The sequence below is a fragment of the Paraburkholderia sp. GAS199 genome (genome assembly GCF_050436585.1).
GTDB lineage: Bacteria > Pseudomonadota > Gammaproteobacteria > Burkholderiales > Burkholderiaceae > Paraburkholderia.
This window is the reverse complement of sequence record NZ_JBNDMM010000003.1, coordinates 967,315-989,943: the sequence shown is the minus strand read 5'-3', so window position 1 is coordinate 989,943 and position 22,629 is coordinate 967,315. Positions and strand designations below refer to the sequence as shown.

Genomic DNA, 22,629 nt, shown 5'->3' with positions numbered 1-22,629 from the left:
TCGCCGCCAGGTCTATCCCGGCGGAAGGAACTGCTAAATGGCTAAACGCGCGCGGCGCGCGTCCCAAGGCTGCTTAAAGCTTGCTCAAAAAATGATGCGCGATATCGAAGTGATCTTCGAACATCACGTTGCGCATGGTGGCGAGCACGTTGAGCGGAATCCATTGCGCCTTGTCGGCGTCGTCGCTGCCTTTGACGCGCGGCAACTCGCCCACCGGAAAATGAAACAGGAACGCATGCGTAATGGTACGTCCACGCAGCGATCGCTGCGGATGATCGAACACCTGACGATCTTTCAGCGAACCGCGCATGACGGGCTCGGGAATCTTCAGGCCGGTTTCTTCGCGCAATTCGCGCACGCAGGCGGCTTCGAGCCGCTCGTCCTGATTCACGAAGCCGCCGGGCAAGGCCCACAAACCGCGGCCGGGCTCGCTACGGCGACGCACCAGCAGAATGTGTCCGGAATGCACCACGAGTGCATCGACGGTCACGAAAGTGACGGCATACGGCGCCGCCGCCCACTTCCGCTTATAACCGGCAATGAATTCCGCTTCCGACTTCAGTTGCGCGAATTCGGGCCGCTTGCGGAACTGCTCCAGCCACGCGAAAACCGGCGCGGGCACGGCCCATTGCACGAAGCTGTTGCTGCGCTCGGCAAACAGCTGCTCGCGGATTTCGGTGGCGGAGATGTCTTCGGTGGCGTCGGCCTCGATCAGCTCCCACTGCGGGAACATGCGCAGGTAGTAAGAGGACGCGTCTTTCTCGTGGCCGATCAAGGCGATTTTGCGGCCTGCCGTTTCGCCAAGCTGCGCCGCGACCGCGTCCTGAGTCCAGCGCAGCCAGTCGTTGTCGTTGTAGGTGGAGTCTTGCACCGCCGCGATGGTGATGCGCGCGCGTTCTTCTTCGCTCAGCATCGAGGCCAGCATTTCGCGGCGCTCGTCGAACGAAAACGGATCTTTGATGGTGCGGGGTTTGTCGGTGGAACCGATCAGGATGCAAACCTGGCTGGCCGATGCGAGCGCCTGACGCAGCACCTGAAGATGCCCGCGATGCGGCGGCTGAAAACGGCCAATGAAAACCGTGGCGTCGAAACGCCTTATTGATGCTGGGCTCATGAGGCTCCCTCAAGAGTAAGGTGGCGGCTGCGGGTCTTTCCCTTTGCCGTAAGACGATTCTATGAGTTGCAGGCCGCGCCGGTCAATGGCATGGCGCGAGTTTCTTCGTGTTTTTCGCATGGTGCGTGCGTGCCGGCAACGAGCTTGCCGGCACGCCGCAACGCGTCGCATCTCTGCCTTACAGACCCGGCTTGAGCCGCGGCGGCGACGCCGGCCACGTCGAGAGAAACCGGCCGAGCACGCTTTTACGACGCTCGACCTGCGCTGGCCACAACATGTCGGCAAGCAGACTGATGCCTTGCGCGAGCGCGCTGTCTTTCGCCGATGTCACGAGCGGCACGCCGCGATTGAGCGCGTCGTTGGCGTGTTTTTCGTCGAGCGGCAGTTGATGCGCGACCTTCGCGCCGAGCGTTTTTTCCAGCGCCGTCAGATTGATGCGGGCGTTCTTGTCGTACTGATTCACCACCACGCGCACCTTGCTCGCCGGATAGCCGAACTCGCGAAAAATATCGAGCATGCGGCGGCCGCCGTGCAGGTACAACAGGTTCTGCCGCACGATCATGCAGATGGAGTCGCTGTGGTCGAGTGCGTGGATGGTCAGCGGATTGAGTGTTTGTCCGACGTCGATCAGCACGGCGTCGTAGCGCTCCCGCGCCAATGTCAGGATGCGCGCGAGTTGGCCGGGAATCAGTTCGGCCGCCTTGAGCGGATCGCCGGCGCCCGCGAGCACGTCGAGATTCGCGTGCACGTGCATCAGGCACGAGTCGAATAGCGACGCATCCAGACGCTCGGCATGCGAGCACAGGTCGGCGAGGTTGGTCGGCGGCGGTTTGTCGGCCATCAGCAGACTGGCGTCGCCGAATTGCTGGCTCAGGTCGATCAGCAGCACGCGACGGTCGCGCAGCGCGGCCAGCGAATAGGCAAGATTCACGGCGATCAGCGTCGTGCCGCTTCCGCCCTTGCACGATGCCATCGACACCACGCGTGCCTGGCGGCGTTTGACCGTCCCCTTCTTCGCGTCGATCTGCGCGAGCGCCGTCGACACTTCCTGCGTATCGAGCGGCCACGCCAGCACGTGACGGATGCCGACCCGCATCGCGGCGCCGAGCAGCGCCGTCGAAGGCGACGGGGTGACGAGCATGCAGTGCAGATGCGGATTGCAGGCGAGCGCCTCTTCCACGCTCACCAGCTCACGCAAGCTGAGATCCGCATCGTCCACAATCAGAAGATCGGCGCGCGCGATGGCGGCGCCATGTTCACGCAACTGACGCGCCGAGCCGTAGCCGACGCGCAAACGGTACGCCACGCCGCTGGCTTCGAGACGCGCCATGATGTGCGGCGTGCGCTCCGCGCTGGAAGAAATCAGGAAGATGTCGATCATGTCGGGTCTCCGCCGGCCCGCCGCCAGTCGGTCGGGTCACGTCTGTTCTGGTCGACGCTCAGTCGTAGTCGTCGGGATCGAGCGGGCGGATATCCGCGCCGCGTTCATGGCCTCGCCCAGGCGAAGCCGGTATCTCGTACAGCGCGTCGCGCAAGGCTTCGCGTTGCAGTTCTGCCTGTTGTTTGCGCTTGATCGCGTCGGCAATCACGAGCGTCGTCAGATCCACCGGCGGCGTCGCGAATAACGCGCGCGGCGCGGCCTGAATACGCTTCCATGCGAAAGCGCCCGACGGTTCGTCGCAAAATGCTTCGCGAGCGACGCGACGATCCATGCGCAGCGCGCCTGGCTTGTTGATTCTGTTCATGACAACCCCCGCTTGATGGTCCCGGCTGATTGTTCGTTGCAGCTTGCCGCGCAGTGTCTGCGACGGCTCGAATCCTTATAGCCCAGCCTTATCGGCAGCTGGTGTCCATCTCATGTCCAGGTGAGCCGTGTCCGCGCGACAGCGCGAACACGGCGCCCGGTCCACCTCGTAACGTGCGCCTCTCTTTGAAGGCTCAGGCCATTTTTCTCCCCGCTTCATCGCGCCGGTCGGTCCTTACCGGCGCTGCCCCGTCGCTGCCCTGTATTGCGCTGTCATGCGTTGAATTGCTCTGATCGCGCGTTTGTTCTGATCTGAATTGTTCTGTGCTGCGCACGCCTCGTATGCGTGCCGCTCCCTGACTTCCCCCGCCCCCCGCTTTTTTGCCCCGAGGACAAAAAAGTGGCGAGGTCATCGCTTTACGTCGTCGGTTACGAACGGCCGGTACGTCAACCCATAAGCCGTACCGATCGTTCGCACCTTTTTTATTGACGTCCGTTTTTCAGTGGCCCCGCCGCACCCTCGTAAAACGTATTGGTTTCCCCGACCACGCTTTACGGAGTTCCTTCATCACCGCCGGCTTTTTATCTTCAGCGTATTGGTTGCTTCGCTGTATCTGCCTGCGCCGGCGGCAAAATAAACACTCGTGCAGGACATATTGCAACGGCCATGCCATGAGGCCTCAAAGCGTTGTCGCACCGTGATTTATGCTGCAACGCACCGTATTTCGAGGGGGCTCGCAGCACGGCTTGTTTCGTATTCGAGACGCATCGAACCACGCCTGAAAGCCGCCGAAAGCGAATCGTCGCATTTGCCGCGCGACAGCACCGGCGGCCATCTCCCGGCAGGCAAAGGTTTGCGAGGCGCCACGGTCAAATATGCCGACGCCTTCCGGCGAAAAAAGGCAGTAAAAGCCCATGCCCGATATGTCGCAAGCATGAGACGCGCTAATTACGCAGACTCGATCCATCACACGATTAAGGGACTACGAAATAATGCCGTTAATGTGGGATGGACCTCATAACCCGTATTGACGCCGACGCCGGCAGGCCTGACAAAATGAGTCAATCAGGACGTCAATCCCAAGACCATCGATGCAAAACACTTGGGAAGGGTTCTGAATCCTTATTTGTTTGTATGGCGCTAGAAAGGACTTTCGCTTATGGTTAAGCTATGCGCCAAATAGAGCGTTTGTATCAGGCCAATGAGGTAAGCGGCAATTGTGATTCGGGGATGAAATCGATCAGCCGTGCACAGTGTTTCATGCTGTCACGCTATCCGTCCGAGGTGTAGCAACCAGCGGCTCGCGCCGCCTGCTCCATGCCCCCGAAATCGTCACCGCCGTAAATTGTCTTGCCATCGGGTTCGTCGCAACGAGTCCGGCGGTGAGAAATGACATCGCCAGATTCATGTCGACGGGTAAGTCCGGCCGGCATGCATCGGCACTGTCCGCCGAGCCATGCAAATCGTCGAACAGCAGTCGAGAGCGCAGCATCGAACCGGGGGTAACATGAACACCAATTGCACGCCTGTCGACACGGAACGCACCGTTCTGTACGTGTCGAACTCGCCCGATCAGGAGTTGGCCAGATTTCTGGCGGCCTCGGGCTGGCAAGCAGTGCATGCCAAGAGCACGGCAATCGCCGAACGCATGATCGAGCGCGGCAACATCAAGGTCGGGCTGGTCGAGCTGCCGGGCGAGTGCACCTCCCTGCATCTGTCGGCGCTCGCCAACTGCATGCGTCGCGTGGAAACCAACTGGGTCGCGCAGATCGCGCCGGGCCAGGCTGAAAACGAACTCGTCAGCCGCTTTATCCTCGACTACTGCTTCGACTTCGTCACCCGTCCCTGGCTGAACGACCGGCTCGTGTTCGCACTCGGCCACGCGCACGGACTCTCCAGCCTGCGGCAAACGCGCGTGGTGCCGGAACCCTCGCTCGGCCGCCACGGCATGGTCGGACAATGCGAAGCCATGCAGCAGCTGTACCGTCGTATCGACAAATGCGGCGTCACCGACGCGCCGGTGTTCGTCGCCGGGGAATCGGGCACGGGCAAGGAGCTGACCGCCCGCGCGATCCACGACCGCTCGCCGCGCTCGGCCAAACCGTTCGTCGCGATCAATTGCGCGGCGATTCCGCCGAGCCTCCTGCAAGCCGAACTGTTCGGCCATGAACGCGGCGCTTTCACGGGCGCCTTGCAACGCAAGATCGGCCGCATCGAAAGCGCGCACGAAGGCACGCTCTTCCTCGATGAAATCGGCGATATGCCGCATGAATGTCAAGCCGTGCTGCTGCGATTCCTTCAGGAAGGCACGATCGAACGGCTGGGCGGCAACGGTCCGATCAACGTCGACGCACGCGTGATCTCCGCCACCCACGTCGATCTCGACAAGGCCGTCGAAGAAGGCCGCTTCCGCTCCGACCTGTATCACCGTCTGTGCGTGCTGCGCCTCGTCGAACCGCCGTTGCGCGAACGCGGCGGCGACATCAAGCTGCTCGCCAACTTCGCGCTCAGCATGTACAAGCAGGACGGCGCGCGCAAACTGCGCGGGCTCTCCAGCGACGCGATCGTCGCGATGTCGAACTACCCGTGGCCAGGCAACGTGCGCGAGCTGATCAACTGCGTGCGCCGCGCCGTGGTGATGAGCGAAGGCCGCTTCATCACCGCCAGCGACCTCGGTCTGCCCGCCGCCGACAACGGCCCGGCCGTGACCCTCGCGGAAATCCGCAGCAAGGCCGAGAAAGACGCGATCGAAAACGCCTTGCAGCGGCACGGCTACAAGCTGTCGGAAGCCGCCGCCGAACTCGGCATCTCGCGCGCCACGCTATACCGCCTGATGCACGCGAACCGGCTGCATCAGGAACCGGCCGCCGCTGGGCGCACGGCCCAATCCAACGGCGGAGCCGATGCCGACGACGAGGCAGAGCGGCAAGCGCCGTCGCTGGTCTGAGATTGCGCGCGGCGGGCGCCGACGCACGAGCGGCGCTCTTTGCGCTGACTCCGCATGCGGCGCTCGCGCAGCCCTTTCACTTCATGCCCGCAGCACGCGCCGCTTTGCCGCCCCGCTGACCGGTCGCGTCTGCCGGTCCACGCGCGTCACTTACGCTGACTCGCCGTGCCGGTCCGGCGCACCGGGCCTCGCCCGATGAGCACCCGTCACGACGCGACGCCGCGCCGCGCCTCCGCCACGCTGCCCGCCCAGGCCAGTCCGTGCGACACGCTGGCGATCCGCGCCCAGCCGCTCAGCTTCGATCACCCTTGCCGCCGCAAGAAACTCGCGCTCGCCGCGACGATCCTCGGATCGAGCATGGCCTTCATCGACGGTTCGGTCGTCAACGTCGCGCTGCCTTCGATCCAGACCGAACTCGGCGCCAGCGTCGCGGCGATCCAGTGGGTGGTGAACGCCTATCTGCTGTTTCTCGGCGCGCTGGTGCTGGTGGGCGGCTCGCTCGGCGACCGTCTCGGACGCCGCACGGTGTTCATCGCGGGCATCGGCCTGTTCACGCTAGCGTCGGTGGCGTGCGGCCTCGCCCCCGGCGTGGGCGCGCTGATCGCCGCACGCGCCGTGCAGGGCGTGGGCGCGGCGCTGCTGGTGCCGAGCAGCCTGTCGATCATCGGCGCGGTTTTCGACGACGAAGAACGCGGCCGGGCGATCGGCACGTGGGCCGGCGTCGGCGCGATCACGTCGGCGCTCGGGCCGGTGGCGGGCGGCTGGCTGGTCGACGCCTTTTCCTGGCGCGCGATCTTTTTTCTCAACGTGCCGATCGCCTGCGCGACCATCGCGCTTGCCGCCGTCGCCGTGCCGGACAGCCATCGCGAAGACCCTGCCGGTGCAAACGCGCCGCCCCGTCTCGACTGGGCCGGCGCCGTCACGGCCGCCGCCGGTCTCGCCGCGCTGACCTACGGCCTGACGCTGGCATCCGCGCGCGGCTTCGGCGACCGCTGGGTGCTGGTGTCGTGCATCGGCGGCGTGGTGGTGCTGGCCGCCTTCCTCGTGCTCGAAGCCAGAACCCGCAATCCGATGATGCCGCTCGACGTGTTCCACTCGCGCGACTTCGTCGGCGCCAATCTCGTCACGCTGCTGCTCTACTTCGGGCTGGGCGGCGTCCTGTTCTTCCTGCCCTTCACGCTGATTCGCGCTTACGCGTACAGCGCGACCGAAGCCGGCGCGGCCCTGCTGCCGGTGCCGGTGACGATCGGCCTGCTGTCGCGCTTCACCGGCGGACTGACGAGCCGCTACGGCGCGCGGCGCCTGCTGAGCGTCGGCCCGGTGATCGCCGCGCTCGGCTTTGCCATGCTGGCCTTGCCGTGGACCGGCGGCGCTTACTGGCGCGGCTTCCTGCCGGCGCTCGTGGTGCTGGGACTCGGCATGACCATCACCGTCGCGCCGCTGACCACGACCGTGATGGCGTCGGTGTCGGCATCGCGAACCGGGGTCGCGTCGGGCATCAACAACGCCGTGGCGCGGGTCGCGAGCCTGCTGGCGATCGCCGTGCTGGGCATCGTGTTCGTCTGGTCGCACGACGCCGCGCTGCAGACGCGGCTCGCTGCGCTGCATTTGCCGTCGGCAGCCGGCGACTCCGCTAGTCTGACGCAGCCTGAACCCGACAATGGCGCGGACCAAGGCACAAACAAAAGCACGAACGACGCCGCGATGCCGTCGAACCCGACGCGATCCGCCCAGCCTGCGACGCCCGCCGCCGCGCCGACGGCGGACGTGGCGCGCGCCGCAGCCCAGGCCGACGCATTGGGTGCCGCCTTGCACGCCGTGGCGATCGTTTCGGCGCTATGCTCGCTGGCGGCGGCCGCGCTAGCAGCGGCGACGATCCGCGCTACCCAAAAGTAGCACGACACCCGCTTCTCGCCGCGGTTGCGACGCCGTGCGACCCTCGGGCAAGCTTTCTGCTACCCGACACAGCGCGCCGCGGACGCCCACACGCGCGCCGCCGGCCTCACCCGACGCCTCGCGGCCGGCCATGTCTGGCCACGTATGGCGGAACTTGTATGACCATAACGCTGTCGGTTCAAGGTCTACGCGTCTTCGCGAGCGTCCATGCGCGCGGTTCCGGCCGCCGTCTCCGCCTGTTTTCCGCCGTTTCCTGCATTCCCCGCTTTACAACCTATGCGCAAAATCACACACGTCTGGCTTTTCATTCTCATGCTTGCCGGGGCCGCGCCGGTTCTGGCCGCGACCACGCCCGCACCCAAGGCCGCGTCGAGCGCCACGCTCAGCCTGACGCCGGAGCAGGCCAAACAGGCGCTCGACGTCCTCAACGACCCCAAACGCCGCGCGCAGGTCACCGACACGCTGCACGCCATCGCCGCAGCCGGCGCGCTCGCCGCACCTGCCGCCTCTGAACCTGCGGCCGCGACGGGCGCCTCGGGCGCGTCGGCGCCCGCCGCCGCGAGCGGCGCCGCTTCGCTGGTGCCGGCCGCGTTCCAGTCGAACGGGCTCGCGTCGCAGCTCGCGCGTCAGGGCGCACACTGGGCCGTGCGCTTCGGCGATTCGATGCGCCGCTCCCTCGCGGCGCTGCTCGACGTGGCGTCGGTGCGCGCCTGGTGGAACTGGCAACTGAACAATCCGCAAGCGCGCAGCGTGCTGGCGCATGTCGTGTGGTCGCTGCTGGCGGCGTTGCTGCCCGCGCTCGCGCTCGAATGGCTGGCGCGCCGGCTGCTGCGCCGCGCGTATCGCGCGCTCGCCGCGCGTCGCGAACTCGGTGACGAAGACAGCGCGCCGCAAGCGGACCTGCCCGTCGACGTGACGCCGCAACCCGCCGACGCGCCGAACGCCGCGCCGCCTTTGCCGGTCTCGCCGGCAGCCGACTCAGCGGCATCCACGACAGCCGGGGTGACGCCCTTGCCCGGCACCGCCGGCAAGGCCACCGAAGCGAAAGGCAAGCAGAACGCCGTGCATCACTGGACGTTGCTGCAACGCCTGCCGCGCGCCCTGCTGACGATGGTGCTGCGCTTGCTCCCGCTCGCGGTGTTCGTGGGCACGGCGAGCGCGCTCATGTCCTTCTTCACCGACGACGGCACGCCGCAAGATCGCGCACTCGATTCGCTCATCGACATCTACGTGCTGTGCCGCGTCATCGTCATCGTGTGCGGCTTCTTCCTGCAGCCGGGTGCACCGCGCCTGCGGCTGCTGCGCATGAGCGACGCCTGGGCCGCGTTCGTGCAGAACTGGGTCGTGCGCATCGTCGGCGCGGTGGGTGCGGGTTCGGCGATCGCCGAGGTCGCGCAGTCGCTCGGTCTGAACGATGCCGCGCATCTCGCCTTGATGAAAGTGGTCGCGCTGATCGGCCACGTCATGATTTCCATCCTGCTGCTGCAATGCGCGAAGCCGGTCGGCGAACTGATCCGCAAGCGCTTCGCGGCACGTCCGTCGCTGGAGATGTTCGGCAACGCGCTGGCCGACACGTGGGCATGGCTGTCGGTGTTCGTCGTGATGGCGCTGTGGTTCATCTGGGCGCTCGACGTGCAGAACGGTTATCACGCGCTGCTGCATCTCGGCGGCATTTCGCTGGCGGTGCTGGTCGGCGCGCGGGTCGTGTCGATCGTCATCTTCGGCGCGCTGGCGCGACTCTTCAACGTCGAAAGCAGCGCCGGCGAATCGCTGGTCCATCAGCACGCGTACCGCTACTACCCGCTGCTGCGACGGGTCATCTCGTGGATCATCGGCGTGGTCACCGCGCTGGTGCTGCTGCAGGTGTGGGGCGTCGATCTGAGCGAACTGTTCCGCTCGGGCACGGTCGGTCACCGGCTCGCTTCGGCGGTCGTCACCATCGCCGTCGCTGCCGTGATCGCGCTGCTGGTGTGGGAAAGCGTGAACGTCGCGATCGAACGGCGTCTCGACCGCTGGACCACGAGCGGCGACCTCGTGCGCGCCACGCGTCTGCGCACGCTCCTGCCGATGTTGCGCAGCGCGCTCTTCTGCGCGATCGCGCTGGTCGTGGTGCTGACCGGTCTGAGCGAACTCGGCGTGAACATCGGGCCGTTGCTGGCGGGCGCGAGCATCTTCGGCGTGGCGCTCGGTTTCGGCTCGCAGAAACTGGTGCAGGATTTCATCACGGGCATTTTCCTGCTGATGGAAAACGCCTTGCAGGTCGGCGACTGGGTGACGGTGGCGGGCGTCTCCGGCACAGTCGAATATCTGTCGATCCGCACGGTGCGTCTGCGTGGTGGGGACGGCTCGCTGTTCACGGTGCCGTTCAGTTCGGTCACGACCGTGAACAACACCAATCGCGGACTCGGTAATGCCGCGGTGAAGGTGAGCATCGTCTTCGGCGAGGACGTCGATCTGGCGATCAACACGCTCAAGGAAATCGGCGCGGCGCTGCGCGAGGACGACAAGTTCAAGGACGGCATTCTGTCCGACTTCAGCTTCTGGGGCGTGGACGCCGTGGACGGTTCGGCCGTCGCGCTGGCCGGCCAGATCCAGTGCCGCGACAGCGCGCGCTGGGGCGTGCAGCGCGAATTCAACCGGCGCATCCTCGACCAGTTCAGTGCGCGCGGCATCGAAATCGCCAATCCGCAGCGTCAGCTGCTGACATGGGACCCGGAGAGCGCCGCGGCCCGAATCGAGGCAGGTGGCCCGGCCCAAACGGAGGCGCCGGATGGTTCGTCGAGGCCGGCTGCGCCGGACGCGCCCGCCGCCGACGCAAAGACCACGGCCGCCAGCGAGCAAGGCGACGCGCCGGCGGAGGATCAGTTGCCAGTCGATCCCAAACCAGCGGGCGGCTCAGGAACGCCGGCTAATCCCAACCCTGCTGCCCCGGCTTCGCCGCACAAATAACCCGCATGACCTGAGCGCCGTCGCGCCATGCCGCGGCGCGCACGGCGCGCCGCGCTATCGCACGTCCCACCAGCGCGGCAACAGACGGCGAACTTCGGGACGCCGGTAGCGGTCGTCGATCAGATGCACCACGCCGCGATCCTGTTCGGTGCGGATCACGCGGCCCGCCGCCTGGACGACCTTCTGCAAGCCCGGATACAGATACATGTAGTCGTAGCCGTTGCCGAATTTCGCTTCCATCGTGCGGCGCATCTGTTCGTTGATGTCGTTCATTTGCGGCAAACCCAGCGTGGCGATGAACGCGCCGATCAACTGCCGCCCGACCAGATCGACGCCTTCCGAAAATGCACCGCCCAGCACCGCAAAGCCGACGCCTTCGCCGGCAGTGCGAAAACGCGCGAGAAAGGCGTCGCGCGCCGCTTCGTCCATGCCCGGTTCCTGAGTCCAGATCGGCAACGCCGGATGACGCTCGCGCATCAAGGCCGTGACCTGTTGCAAATATTCGAAACTACTCAGGAATCCGAGGTAATTGCCCGGCTGCGCCGCGTATTGTCTAGCGATCAGATCGACGATCGGCAACAGCGAACGCTCGCGGTCGCGCCAGCGCGTCGACACATTGCCCGCGACGCGCACCTGCAACTGCTCGGCGCGAAACGGTCCGTTCACGTCGAGCCAGTGAGTCTGCTCCGGCAATCCCAGCGTGTCGCGGTAAAAATGCTGCGGATCGAGCGTGCCCGAAAACAGCACCGTGGTGCGCGCGGCGGCGTAGCGCGGCGCGAGGAACGGCGCCGGGATCACGTTACGCACGCAGAGCGTGCTGCTGGTTTTGTCGCGTGGCGCGTATCGGTCTTCGCTGAGCGTGATGTCGAAGATCGAATGTTCGCTGAACTGCTCGGCCAGCGCGACGAAATGCATGGCGTCGAAGAAAAAACGCAAAGAGGCATCGTCGATGGACAGCGGTGCGTCGGCGAGTTGATCGGTCACGGCGCCGATCAGATTCTGCGCCGCCGAGAGCAACTTGCCGGGCACGCCGGGATACACCTGATATTTCGTGGACGCGACGACCTGCGCGCGCCGCGCCGCGTTCCATTCGCGTTGCAGCCGTTCGAGCGGCTTGCGCAAACTGGTGGGCGCGGTCTTGCGCGCGAGCCGCAAAGCCGCCTGATCGAGCGACGCCGAGTACATGCGGCGCGCCCGTTCGAGCAGGTTGTGCGCCTCGTCGACCAGCACGCCCACGCGCCACTGATTGATCTGCGTGAGCGCATGCAGCATGGCGCTGCTGTCGTAGTAGTAGTTGTAGTCGCCCACCACCACGTCGGCCCAGCGCGCGAGTTCCTGCGTCAGATAATACGGGCAGATTTCATGCGCCAGCGCGGCTTCGCGCACCGCCGCGCGGTTCAGCCGGGGCCCGGCAAGCGCGGTGGCGCGGGCGGCGTCGAGACGGTCGTAGAAGCCGCGCGCCAGCGGACAGGATTCGCCGTTGCAGGCTTTGTCGGGATGCTCGCAGGCTTTGTCGCGCGCCACCAGTTCGAGGGTACGCAACGGCAAGGCGTTGGCGTTGGCGTTGGCATGCAGCGTGGCGATGGCGTCGAGCGCGAGCGCGCGGCCCGGTGTCTTGGCGGTGAGAAAGAAGACGCGATCGATCTGGTCCGACGCACACGCCTTCAGCAGCGGAAAGATCGTAGCCAGAGTCTTGCCGATGCCCGTCGGCGCCTGCGCCATCAAAGGCTTGCCGTCACGCGCCGCGCGATACACCGAGACCGCCAGTTCCCGCTGCCCGCTGCGGAACTGCCCGTGCGGAAACTGCAGCGCGCCAAGCGCGGCATTGCGCGCGGCGCGATGCGCTTCTTCCTGTACCGCCCAATCGAGAAAGCGCTCGCATTGCTCGACGAAAAACATCTCCAGCTCGCGCGCCGTGTGGGTCTCCGTCAACACCGATTCTTTCTGGGTGCCGACGTCGTAATAAACCAGCGCGACGGTCAATTCACCGAGCCCGCGCGTGCGGCACAACAGATGTCCATACACGAGCGCCTGCGCCCAGTGCAACGCGCGGTGATTCGCGGGCATGCGTTCGAGCGAGCCGCGATGGGTTTTGACTTCCTCCAGCCGGTTCGCCGCGCGGTCGTAACCGTCGGCGCGGCCGCGCACGGTGAGGCTGCGATGCGTGCCGGTCAGCGTGATCTCGGTTTCGTAAGCGCTCGCGCGCCGACCCGCCACGGCGATATGACCGGCCATGCCTTCCAGCGAAGTGGGCGCGGGCGTGAAACGCAGATCGAGGTCGCCGCGCCGGGCGGTGAATTCGCACATCGCCCGGACGGCGACCACGTAAGTCATGCCGACGCCCCGGCGATGCTGGATGTAAGCGGTTGTGTTCCGACTGCGCCCTCGCCCGCTTCTTCGTCTGCACACTCGCTCGACGCGTCCGCCTCGGCCCAGCGCACGTCCAGCACGCGCACCGGCATGCCGTGCTGCACGCAGTACGCGAGCCAGCGAATCTGGTTGTCCTGCAGACGGTCGCCCGGCCCCTTCACTTCGATCAGTTCATAGCGGCGCTGTGCCGGCCAGAACCGGATCAGGTCGGGCAAACCGGAGCGATTGCCGCGAATGTCGCCGAGCAGCCGTTCGAACCACAGCTTCAGATGCGCGGCCGGCAGACAGTCGAGCGCGAGCGTGACCAGTTCCGGCGTCAGCATGCCCCAGTACACGAACGGCGATTGCAAGCCGTGCTTGGTCTCGAGGTGCCGCAAGATGGTTTCGCAATACGCCTCGCTTTCCAGTTGCGCGAGGCACGCGGCGAACAGCGGCGCGCGGCGCAGATGAAAATCCGGCGCATGCAGATCGGCCGGGCCGCGCTGGAACGGATGAAAAAACGCGCCCGGCAATGCCGCGAACACCGGCTCCCAGCACAGCAGGCCAAAGAGCGAATTGATCAGCGCGTTTTCGACGTAATGCACGGGTGCGTCGTCGGTGCCCAGATGATCGCGCGCCACGTATTCGACGGCCAGTGCAGTCTCGGGCTTCGGCAGAACGAGCGTACTGCGCTCGACGGCGCGAGCCGCGGCCGCACGCGTCGCCGGCAGGCCGCATTTGCGTTGCAAACGCGGCAGCATGCGCGCGACGCGCTGCGCTTCCTCCTCGCTTTCCGGCGTGACGCTGGCCTGCGTGGCGAGCGCGAGCGCCTCGCTGTAACGTTCGCTGCGCTCCAGCACTCGGATGCGCCGATGCCGTGCGCCAGGCCACGCGCAGCGCTCGTAGACCGTCAACGCCGTGCCCCAGTCGTGCCGACGCTCGCAGTGATAGCCGATGCGAAACAGCAGCTTCGCGCGGCGCGTGTCGAGCCACGCGTTGCGGATGGCGATTGCGCTGACCCGCTCGACGAGTTCGCCGACCGACGGCTCCGGCGCGTCGAGCCAATCCAGCGAATCGAGCATGTCGCGGCAGGCCTGCAAGGTGAGATAGACGTCCACGTCCTCGCGCTGCTGGAAGGCGCGCGACGACGGCGCGAACGCCACGGTTTCATACTGGAATACGCCGAGGTCGGCGAGCACGAACTCCGACCAGTCCTGCTGCAGGTTGCCGAAGAACATCAGCCGCAGCCGTTCGCAAAGCGGCGCGATGACGACATGCAGGACGTGGTCCGTCGTCTCTTCATGCCAGACCGACAGCGGATAGCCGCGCGGCTCGTCCTCTTCGCCGGCGTTCCTGCCGGGTTGCGAATAGAGCGGCTCATACAGCGCCCGCAGCGTTTCCAGCAGTTCGGGTTTGCGCAGCGTTCTGGCGCCCGGAATTGCGGCGACGGCGTCCGCGAAAACGAGCAGCAAGTCGGGGCGGGTGGTGAGCGCGAACAGGTCGTCGAGCGTCAGGCGGGGTTCGATGTCGATCCAGCCCAGCGCCACCAGCGGCGCCGCGGCCTGCAAAGGACAGCCGATCTCGTCGTAGGAAAGCCGGCTGGCGCGGAACAGCGTGCCCTTGCGCATCAGCAGACGCACCAGCAAGGCACGCGAAGCTTGCGGCATGAGCGCGAATTCGCGCAGAAAGCCGAGTTCCGCGGCGTTCAGCAGATCGGCGTAACGCTCGGTCAGCCAGGCGAGCGCGCGCTCGAAATTCAGCAGGTAATAAAGGGCGCCGGAGCGGTTCTCCGGCGGAAGATCAGTTGCCACGGTGCTTTCACGGACCTGTATGTTTATACAGTGATGATAGCAAAGCTCGCGAGCAACTCGTAGCAGGCGCGGCCGGACCGCCGTCACGGCCTGCCGTTGCGGCCTGTCAGGCCGGCAGCCAGACCACCGTCAGCGACCGCACGCCCTGCGCGCCGCGAATCAGCACGCCCTCGATGTCTGCCGTGGCCGACGGTCCCGTTACGAGCGCGGCATAGCGGGCCTCGCGGAAGTCGTCGCGCCGGTAGACGTCCTGCAAACCGTCGATCAACTGCGCGGGGTCGAGCAGCACGACCAGATGCTGCACGATATAGCCCAGCGCGTTCACCACGTACTCGCGTTCGCTGAACCAGACCGAACCGGTTTCGGCGACACCGAAACGCGCCCGCACCACGCCCACGTCGATATCCTGCAGCGAAGCCGGCTCGGTATCGGCCGTCAGTTCGCGTGTGCCCGGCACCTCGTTCGTGGCGGATGCAATCGACGCTTCGCTGCCGAAGCGCTCGCGTATCGTCGCGGCGACCTCGGCGGCCGAGGCCGCATCGATACAGGTGCCGCCCATCGCCTGCAACGCGGTCGTGAAGCGCGCGCGCAAGTCGCCGCCGACCGGTGGGAACAGCGGCACGTCCGGCCGCGCCCGCACCGGCGGTTGCGCGGCGCGCACTTTCGCCAGGAATTCCTCACGCGTCGCCATCGCCACCTCCACGATTTTTCTTGTACCAGGCATGGAAGGTCAGCTTAGGCGCCTCCGGCAAATCGCGCTGCCTGCCCCAGATATTCAGCGGGTTGTAGAGCACGAAATTCGGCAGCCGACGCAGCGCGCCGCCCATCGACGAAACCGTCGCGCGGTACAAGGTCGGACTGGCAAGCAGACGCCCCGCCATTTTCAGCACTTCCTGCTTCACGAACGGTACTTCGTGCTGTTCGCTGATGACCGTGCGCCACTTGTAAATCTGCTCGTGAATATTGATCTTCACGGGACACACATTCGTGCAGCTGCCGTTGAGTGTCGACGCAAACGGCAGCGCACTATAGCGCTTGAGATCGAAAGTCGGATTGATGATCGCGCCGATCGGCCCGGAATACGTGCCGCCATACGAGAGCCCGCCGCTGCGCCGATACACCGGGCAGGTATTCATGCACGCGCCGCAGCGAATGCATTTGAGCGAGTACCAGAAGTCTTCCATCGCGAGCCGTTCGGAGCGGCCGTGATCGACGAGGATGAAATGCATCTCCGTGCCCGGACGCGGCGCGCGAAAGTGCGACGTGTATTGCGTGATCGGCGAACCGAGCGCGCTGCGCGACAGCATGCGGACGAATACGCCGAGGTCCGACACTTTCGGAATCAGCTTCTCGATACCGATCGACGCGATATGCAGCGGCGGCACGTTCGCCGACAGATCCGCGTTCCCCTCGTTCGTGCACACCACCACCGTGCCGGTTTCGGCCACCGCGAAATTGCAGCCGGTCATGCCGGCGGTTTTCTCGCGCACGAAGTACGGCCGCGTGTTCATGCGCTGGCTTTCCGCGAGATAGTGAATGTCGCTGTTCTGCGGATCGGTGCCGATCGTGCGGCCGAACAGTTCGGCCACGTCGGCCCGCAGTTTGTGAACCGCGGGCACGACCATATGACTCGGGTCCTGATGATCGAGTTGCTGGATACGCTCGCCGAGATCGGTTTCCATCACCGTGATGCCGCGCGGTTCCAGATACTCGCGCATCTTGCATTCGTCGGTGAGCATCGACTTGCTCTTGACGAGCGTGGTCATGCCGCGCTCGGACATGATCTTGTGAACCAGCGTATTGTGCTCTTCGGCGCTTGCCGCCCAGTGCACAGTGACGCCGTTTGCTTCGGCCGCCGTAGCGAACTGTTCGAGGTAGCCGGACAGATACGAGAGCGTGTGTTCCTTGATACCCGACGCCAGTTCGCGCAACGTCTCCCACTCCGCGATGCCGTGCGCCTGCGCGTCGCGTTTCTCGCGCAAATCCCACAGCCGTTTGTCGTGAAACGCCACATGCTCGGTCTTGCCGATGAAAGCGCCCGCCGCTTTCGCGTGATCGATGCGACTCATGCGCGTGCTCCGTTGAGTACCTGCGCAATGTGAATGAAGCGCGCGTCGGCTTTCATGCGCTCGGCGCAGCCCTGTTGATGCATCAGGCAGGACATGTCGCCGGACACGATGTACTCGGCGCCTGCCTGCAGATGGTCGCGCACTTTGTCCTGACCCATGCGTACCGACACGGGTTCTTCCGTGACCGAGAACGTGCCGCCGAAACCGCAGCATTCGTCGGGTCGCGCGGGTTTGACGAACTCGATGCCCTTCACGCCTTCGAGCAGAGCGCGCGGTTTGGAGAACGGCACGGCGGCGATCTCGGAGACCGAGGCCTCCTTCAGATGCCGCAAGGCGCTGCAACTGTTATGCAGGCCGACGCGATGCGGAAACTCGGCCCACGGAAACTCGCGCGCGCCGACTACGTCGTGCAGAAATTCGACCAGTTCGTAGGCGCTGGCCCGCACCTTCTTGACTTCGTCGGTCTGCTCGATGGCGAACAGGTGTTCGCGCACATGATGAATGCAACTCGCCGACGGCCCGACGATGTAGTCGTAACCCGCGAAGTTGCGCGCGAATACACGCTCGGCGCCGGCCGCGTCGGACTGCGCGCCGCTATTGGCCATCGGCTGTCCGCAACAGGTCTGCTCCTGCGGATAGTCGACCTCGATGCCGAAGCGTTCGAGTAATTCGAGCGTGGCGATCCCCACTTCAGGATAAAACGCGTCGATGAAGCACGGGATGAACAGGGCGACTTTCATAAGCTCTTTGAAAAGAATACGGCGCCGTCGATCCACCTACTCTACTGCGGAACGCGCGCAGGCAGGCGTTGATCACGCAGATTCCGGCGACGGGCCAGCCGGTCGCAGCAAAACCGGCGGAAATCCGATTTTGTATGACTGGTCATGTTGGTCTGACCAAGAATATAAGGAAGTCGCTCTGACGTGTCAATGCCGCCTGGCGGCGTTCAATTCAAGTGGAAAGCCGCGGCGAGCGGCAGAAAGTCAGGAAACGACGTTCGACGAAGGTCGGGCGGCGTCTTCCCGATACATCTCGCGCACGAACGCGAGATGACGCTCGGCGGCCTTGCGCGCTTTTTGCGCGTCGCGCGCCATGACGGCGTCGTAGATGGCCTGATGCTGGGTCATCAGCTGCTTTTCCATCGCGTCGTCGTAATCGATCAGGCGATGGTATTGGCGCATGCCTTCGTGAATCAGCGTGTGAATGCCGTGCATGACGTGCGCCAGCGCGATGTTGTGAGTGGAATCGGCGATGGCGAGATGGAACGCGGCGTCGAGTTCGGCAAGACTGGCGCGGTCCTGAGTGAGCGAGGCGGCCTTCAACGCATCGAATGCCTCGGCGATTTTTTGCCGGTCCACGTCGGTGGCGCGTTCAGCGGCGTAGACCGTCGAGATCGCTTCGAGTCCCTGCCGCAATTCGAGAATATCGGCACTGGTGCGCGGATTCTGTATCAGCAGTTCCGCGAGCGGCTTGGAAATGATCGGCGCCGTCACGTCCACTACTGTAAAACCGCCACGGCCCGAGGTCTCGATGTAGCCGTCCGCTTCGAGTCTGATCAGCGCCTCGCGCAGCGAAGGACGCGACACGCCCAGTTGCGTGGCCAGATCGCGCTCGGCGGGCAGGCGGTCGCCCGGCATCAGCGTGCCGTCCGAGATCAGCTGCTTGATCTGATCGGACACGACGTCGGAGAGTCGTTTGCGCGTGAAGGACTGGATCGGGCGAAATGGCATGGATGCAAATGAAAGACACAGTGAGCAAGGCGAAAACGGGCGCTTAAGCACGGCTGATGCAACGGCAAACGGCTCCGGCGAATGCGCCGCAGCCGGCATCAGCAACGCCGTCATCGACATCGCAACGAATGCCGCAGAAGCCGCCCGATTATACCGGTCGACGCTTCGCGTCCGTCCGATCCGCCGCGCCCGAAGCCGGCGCCGGCAAGCTCGCGACGAAGGCCGCGATCCGTTCGCAGGCGTCTTTCAGGCGCGCTTCGTCGACCACGAAACCGAGCCGCACGAAACCGTTCGCAGTTTCGCCGAAGGCGCTCGCGTCGAGCACCGAGACGCCCTGCGCGCGAAACAGCTGCCAGGTGAAATCGACGGTATCGAGCCCCGTGCCGCTTACGTCGACCATCATGAACATGCCCGCTTCCGGCAACAGACAACGCAGGCGCGGCACGCAGCTCAGCCGTTCGAACACCACGTCGCGCCTGCGCCGGTAGATTTCGCGCATCTCGGCCACCACGGCCGCGCGGTTCTGCACGGCCGTGAGCGCCGCCTGCTGGATGAAACCCGGCAAGCCGTACAGCATGGCGAGCGCGAGCCGCCCCATGTGTTCGATCAGCACGGCGGGTCCGATCGCCCAGCCGACGCGCCAGCCGGCCATGGCGTGCGACTTCGACAGACTGCCGAGCGTAACCGTGCGTTCGTTCATGCCGGGCAGCGCCGCGATGCTGACGTGTTCGCGCTCGAACGTGAGGTCCGCGTAGACCTCGTCCGACAGCACCCACAAATCGTGCTGGCACGCGATACGGGCGATGCGTTCGAGGTCGGCGCGCGGCATCACCACGCCGGTCGGGTTGCAGGGCGTGGCGAAGAAAATTGCCTTGGTGCGCGGCGTGACGGCGGCTTCGAGCGCGTCGCAATCGAGGTGAAACGCGCGCACAGGATCGACCGGCACGGCGACTAGCGTCGCGCCCGCCGCCCGAATGCAAGCCTCGTAGGTGAGATACATCGGCTCGGGAACGATGACTTCGTCGCCGGCTTCGAGCAGACAGAGCGAGGTAGCGAATACGCCGTTCTGCGCGCCCGCGGTGAGAATGACGTTAGCCGCGCTCACCGTGCGCCCTGCCGTGCGCGCATGTTCCGCGGCAATCGCTGCACGCAGCGGTTCGCGTCCGGATACCGCGCTGTAGTGCGTGTCGCCGCTGCGCAGCGCCGTGATCGCGCGCTCCACGATGGGCGCGGGCGTCGCAAAGTCGGGGTCGCCGACGCTCAATACGATGACGTCTTCACCGCTCGCGGCCGCCTGTTGCGCGACGCGATGAATTTCCCATGCCGAGGTACGTCTGCCCTGCAACCGCTCGACCAGATTCGAATACTTCATTCACCCGCCCTTTCTCTACCGGAGTCGCCAATGTAAAGGGGCGGCCGCAAAACGTCCAGCTACGGAAAAACGCGGGCGCAAAAACACAAGGGCCATGCGGGCGGTCGGCCTCGCATGACCCTTCATGGTCTGCGTGTGCATTTCAACGGACGCTCACCCGCCGCGCCCGTTCAATCCTTCACAGCTGACGGCGCAACTCTGCCGGCGGCACCTTCATCAGATGACGGTATTTCGCCACCGTGCGGCGCGCCACGAGCACGCCCTGATCGGCGAGCATCTTCGCGAGCGTCACGTCGGACAGCGGATCGCGCGTGTTTTCTGCGGCGATCATTTCCTTGAGCAACGCGCGCACGGCCGCGGCCGAACAGGTGCCGCCGCTTTCCGTACCCAGTTCGCGCGGGAAGAAATGTTTGAACTCGAAAATACCGCGCGGCGTTGCCATATATTTGTTGCCGGTGGCACGCGAAATCGTGGATTCGTGCAGGCCGAGTTCGTCGGCGACATCACGCAACACCATCGGCTTCAACGCGATTTCACCGTACTGGAAGAACGCCTTCTGATGCGCGACGATGCATTCCGCCACGCGCTGGATGGTGTCGAAACGTTGTTGCGCGTTGCGGATCAGCCAGCGCGCTTCCTGCAGTTGCTGGGCGAGCGGTGAACGGCTGGCGCCGGCCGATTGCGCGAAAAGCTCGGCATACATGCGGTGAATACGGGCGCGCGGCTGCACGGCCGGATTGATCGCGACCACCCACTTGTTACGCACCTGACGCACGATCACATCGGGCACGACGTAGTTGTCTTCCGTGCGGCCATAGCTGTTGCCCGGCTTCGGATCGAGCTTGCGGACCAGCGCGCAGGCCACGCGCAGTTCTTCCGCGCTGCAGCCGATCTGCTTTTGCAACTCGGCCTGTTCGCGACGTGCCAGACGTTCGAGATGATGCTGGACGATCTGCTTGGCGACGTCACGTCCCGGCGTGTCGTCAGGCAGTGCATTGACCTGCAAGGACAGACACTCGGAGAGCGAACGGGCGCCGAGTCCCGGACGATCCAGCGATTGCACGAGACGCAGCGCAACCAGCAGTTCTTCTTCCGTGAGTTCGGGTTCGAGGTCGACGCTATCGGCGAGGTCGCAGAGTTCCTGGCGCAGATAACCGTCGTCATCCAGTGCTTCGATAATGAAGCGTGCTACTGCGCGATCGCGGTCGTCGAGACGATAGAGGCGCAGCGAGTCGTGCAGCTGTTCGCGCAACGTCGGCTGCGAACGTGCCCACTCGGCGGGATCGCTGCTTTCGGAATCGCCGTTCTGGCGCGACGAGCTGCGGCTGCTGTAATCGCCCGAGTAATCGCCGGGCATGTCGTCGGGGCCATCCTGGCCCGCGCTTTCCATCGTGTCGCTGCCGCCTGCGTCCGAGGGCAGCGAATCCGGCTCGGCCGCGGTGACGGTATCCGTCGCGGGCATTGCCGCTTCGTCGCCGGACGACGCCGTCGAGAGTGCGACGTCTTCCGTGTCGGTAGCGTCGTATTCGAGGAACGGATTGGTGTCGAGCGCAGTGCGTAATTCCTGCTGGAATTCGAGAGACGACAACTGCAACAGTCGCACGGATTGCTGAAGGCGCGGCGTGAGTGCGAGAGACTGCCTTGTGCGAAGTTCGATGGAAGGCATTGTAGTGAGGTCCCTTGAAAGCTGAAAATTGATCGAGTGACCTCATTAGAGCAACTGTCGTACCAGGTCGCGCAAGCTGCTGTTTTTTCTACGCTTTGCTTTTTCAGGCCCGCCAATTGCGCATCGGTTGAACGCCATTTTTACAAGTACCCGGCAATTTCCGGTCCCAGCTTTCCCCGCCGTTCCCGCCCCGTCGTCACCGCTCGCAACAGTCGATTCATCAGCGTAAATACCTGCTACACAACGATTTTCGCCACGCGCCAGCATTAATTCGCCAGGGCGGGCACAACGCTTGCGCTAGCCGTTGTGTGTGGACGGATGTCGTTCTCTGTCTGTCGACTCGATGTGAGCGGCCTGAATCTCTCACGGCGAATCGCAGCGAGTCACACGCAGAGAACGGCATCCGGTGTCGATAACGGGCCCGGACGGAACCGTAGCGGCAACGATCCCACGCGAGTCATCAACGGTTCGCACCGTGACCGACCGCAGGCAAACAAGACCGCAATTTACATCAACACCCGAAGGAGAAACCATGAAGACCATCCAGATTCTGAAGACTGCAGGCTCGATCGCTTGTATCGCATTTGCCCTGAACGCAACGGCGCAAACCAGCGCGTCGGCACCGTCGTCGGCATCCGAATCGATTACGCAGCACGTCGATGACGGCACCATCACCACTAAGGTGAAGGCTGATCTGCTCGGCGCGAAGAACGTCAAGTCGACCCACATCCACGTGAAGACGCGCAAGGGCGTGGTCTATCTGTCGGGTTCGGTGCCGTCGGCCGACGACAAGACTGCCGCTCAGCAAGTGGTCGAAAACGTCAGCGGCGTGACGAGCGTGAAGAACCACCTGAAGGTCGTTGCCGACTAAGGGTAGCGCGTAGCGCGTCGTGGGAAACTGCTTCGTGTAGTCTCCCGCGCAGTTCACCTTACGCGCTCGACAAATGAAAAGGCCATCTGCGTTTTGCGCAGATGGCCTTT

Annotated in this window: 15 protein-coding genes; 4 read left to right on the top strand and 11 right to left on the bottom strand. The window is 64.7% G+C overall.

Translation table 11 applies throughout. The features are described from left to right. Positions 1 to 73: 73 nt before the first annotated feature. The 3 genes from P3T18_RS16020 to P3T18_RS16010 all read right to left on the bottom strand — a co-directional run bounded on the left by P3T18_RS16020 (position 74) and on the right by P3T18_RS16010 (position 2,859). On the bottom strand, positions 74 to 1,114 hold the full coding sequence (locus P3T18_RS16020; protein ID WP_429300890.1) for a bifunctional nicotinamide-nucleotide adenylyltransferase/Nudix hydroxylase: 1,041 nt from the start codon (positions 1,112 to 1,114) through the stop codon (positions 74 to 76). A gap of 178 nt (positions 1,115 to 1,292) precedes the next feature. Beyond that, positions 1,293 to 2,495 (bottom strand): AAA family ATPase, encoded by a 1,203-nt coding sequence (locus tag P3T18_RS16015; RefSeq protein WP_429300889.1) that lies wholly within the window; start codon positions 2,493 to 2,495, stop codon positions 1,293 to 1,295. Between the two features lie 58 nt (positions 2,496 to 2,553). Continuing rightward, positions 2,554 to 2,859, bottom strand: a complete 306-nt coding sequence (locus P3T18_RS16010) for a hypothetical protein (protein ID WP_429300888.1) — start codon at positions 2,857 to 2,859, stop codon at positions 2,554 to 2,556. Positions 2,860 to 4,366: 1,507 nt separating this feature from the next. Between P3T18_RS16010 and P3T18_RS16005 the strand changes: the two genes are divergently transcribed. From P3T18_RS16005 to P3T18_RS15995, 3 genes are all read left to right on the top strand, one after another. Continuing rightward, positions 4,367 to 5,806 carry a sigma 54-interacting transcriptional regulator gene (locus tag P3T18_RS16005; protein ID WP_429300887.1) on the top strand — a complete coding sequence of 480 codons (1,440 nt, stop codon included), beginning with the start codon at positions 4,367 to 4,369 and terminating at the stop codon, positions 5,804 to 5,806. A 195-nt stretch (positions 5,807 to 6,001) separates the two neighbouring features. Continuing rightward, entirely contained in the window at positions 6,002 to 7,702 is a 1,701-nt protein-coding gene (locus P3T18_RS16000) for an MFS transporter (RefSeq protein ID WP_429300886.1), read from the top strand. 276 nt (positions 7,703 to 7,978) lie between these two features. Beyond that, entirely contained in the window at positions 7,979 to 10,651 is a 2,673-nt protein-coding gene (locus P3T18_RS15995) for a mechanosensitive ion channel family protein (RefSeq protein WP_429300885.1), read from the top strand. A gap of 54 nt (positions 10,652 to 10,705) precedes the next feature. Here the strand turns inward: P3T18_RS15995 and P3T18_RS15990 are convergent, their stop codons facing one another. The 8 genes from P3T18_RS15990 to P3T18_RS15955 form a co-directional block, all read right to left on the bottom strand. Further along, positions 10,706 to 12,985, bottom strand: a complete 2,280-nt coding sequence (locus P3T18_RS15990; protein ID WP_429300884.1) for an ATP-dependent DNA helicase — start codon at positions 12,983 to 12,985, stop codon at positions 10,706 to 10,708. Continuing rightward, positions 12,982 to 14,811 (bottom strand): VRR-NUC domain-containing protein, encoded by a 1,830-nt coding sequence (locus tag P3T18_RS15985; RefSeq protein ID WP_429301112.1) that lies wholly within the window; start codon positions 14,809 to 14,811, stop codon positions 12,982 to 12,984. Before P3T18_RS15985 ends, P3T18_RS15990 begins: the two co-directional genes overlap by 4 nt. A gap of 106 nt (positions 14,812 to 14,917) precedes the next feature. Continuing rightward, the gene (locus P3T18_RS15980) at positions 14,918 to 15,502 is read right to left on the bottom strand and encodes a LutC/YkgG family protein (RefSeq protein WP_429300883.1); all 585 of its coding nucleotides are present in this window, start codon (positions 15,500 to 15,502) and stop codon (positions 14,918 to 14,920) included. Continuing rightward, entirely contained in the window at positions 15,489 to 16,880 is a 1,392-nt protein-coding gene (locus tag P3T18_RS15975) for a lactate utilization protein B (protein WP_429300882.1), read from the bottom strand. Before P3T18_RS15975 ends, P3T18_RS15980 begins: the two co-directional genes overlap by 14 nt. Continuing rightward, the gene (locus P3T18_RS15970; RefSeq protein WP_429300881.1) at positions 16,877 to 17,620 is read right to left on the bottom strand and encodes a (Fe-S)-binding protein; all 744 of its coding nucleotides are present in this window, start codon (positions 17,618 to 17,620) and stop codon (positions 16,877 to 16,879) included. The genes P3T18_RS15975 and P3T18_RS15970 overlap by 4 nt, the downstream gene beginning before the upstream one ends. 243 nt (positions 17,621 to 17,863) lie before the next feature. Further along, on the bottom strand, positions 17,864 to 18,610 hold the full coding sequence (locus P3T18_RS15965) for a FadR/GntR family transcriptional regulator (RefSeq protein WP_429300880.1): 747 nt from the start codon (positions 18,608 to 18,610) through the stop codon (positions 17,864 to 17,866). A 148-nt stretch (positions 18,611 to 18,758) separates the two neighbouring features. Then, entirely contained in the window at positions 18,759 to 19,982 is a 1,224-nt protein-coding gene (locus P3T18_RS15960) for a pyridoxal phosphate-dependent aminotransferase (protein ID WP_429300879.1), read from the bottom strand. A 178-nt stretch (positions 19,983 to 20,160) separates the two neighbouring features. After that, complete coding sequence (locus tag P3T18_RS15955) at positions 20,161 to 21,648, bottom strand: RNA polymerase factor sigma-54 (protein WP_429300878.1); 1,488 nt, start codon at positions 21,646 to 21,648, stop codon at positions 20,161 to 20,163. A 532-nt stretch (positions 21,649 to 22,180) separates the two neighbouring features. Between P3T18_RS15955 and P3T18_RS15950 the strand changes: the two genes are divergently transcribed. Then, positions 22,181 to 22,519, top strand: coding sequence for a BON domain-containing protein (locus P3T18_RS15950; protein WP_429300877.1), 339 nt, complete (start codon positions 22,181 to 22,183; stop codon positions 22,517 to 22,519). Positions 22,520 to 22,629: the final 110 nt, after the last annotated feature.

Excerpts from the sequence above, each read along its gene's own strand:
- P3T18_RS16020 (WP_429300890.1), bottom strand. The coding sequence starts at position 1,114 with ATGAGCCCAGCATCAATAAGGCGTTTCGACGCCACGGTTTTCATTGGC.
- P3T18_RS16015 (WP_429300889.1), bottom strand. The coding sequence starts at position 2,495 with ATGATCGACATCTTCCTGATTTCTTCCAGCGCGGAGCGCACGCCGCAC.
- P3T18_RS16010 (WP_429300888.1), bottom strand. The coding sequence starts at position 2,859 with ATGAACAGAATCAACAAGCCAGGCGCGCTGCGCATGGATCGTCGCGTC.
- P3T18_RS16005 (WP_429300887.1), top strand. The coding sequence starts at position 4,367 with ATGAACACCAATTGCACGCCTGTCGACACGGAACGCACCGTTCTGTAC.
- P3T18_RS16000 (WP_429300886.1), top strand. The coding sequence starts at position 6,002 with ATGAGCACCCGTCACGACGCGACGCCGCGCCGCGCCTCCGCCACGCTG.
- P3T18_RS15995 (WP_429300885.1), top strand. The coding sequence starts at position 7,979 with ATGCGCAAAATCACACACGTCTGGCTTTTCATTCTCATGCTTGCCGGG.
- P3T18_RS15990 (WP_429300884.1), bottom strand. The coding sequence starts at position 12,985 with ATGACTTACGTGGTCGCCGTCCGGGCGATGTGCGAATTCACCGCCCGG.
- P3T18_RS15980 (WP_429300883.1), bottom strand. The coding sequence starts at position 15,502 with ATGGCGACGCGTGAGGAATTCCTGGCGAAAGTGCGCGCCGCGCAACCG.
- P3T18_RS15975 (WP_429300882.1), bottom strand. The coding sequence starts at position 16,880 with ATGAGTCGCATCGATCACGCGAAAGCGGCGGGCGCTTTCATCGGCAAG.
- P3T18_RS15970 (WP_429300881.1), bottom strand. The coding sequence starts at position 17,620 with ATGAAAGTCGCCCTGTTCATCCCGTGCTTCATCGACGCGTTTTATCCT.
- P3T18_RS15965 (WP_429300880.1), bottom strand. The coding sequence starts at position 18,610 with ATGCCATTTCGCCCGATCCAGTCCTTCACGCGCAAACGACTCTCCGAC.
- P3T18_RS15960 (WP_429300879.1), bottom strand. The coding sequence starts at position 19,982 with ATGAAGTATTCGAATCTGGTCGAGCGGTTGCAGGGCAGACGTACCTCG.
- P3T18_RS15955 (WP_429300878.1), bottom strand. The coding sequence starts at position 21,648 with ATGCCTTCCATCGAACTTCGCACAAGGCAGTCTCTCGCACTCACGCCG.
- P3T18_RS15950 (WP_429300877.1), top strand. The coding sequence starts at position 22,181 with ATGAAGACCATCCAGATTCTGAAGACTGCAGGCTCGATCGCTTGTATC.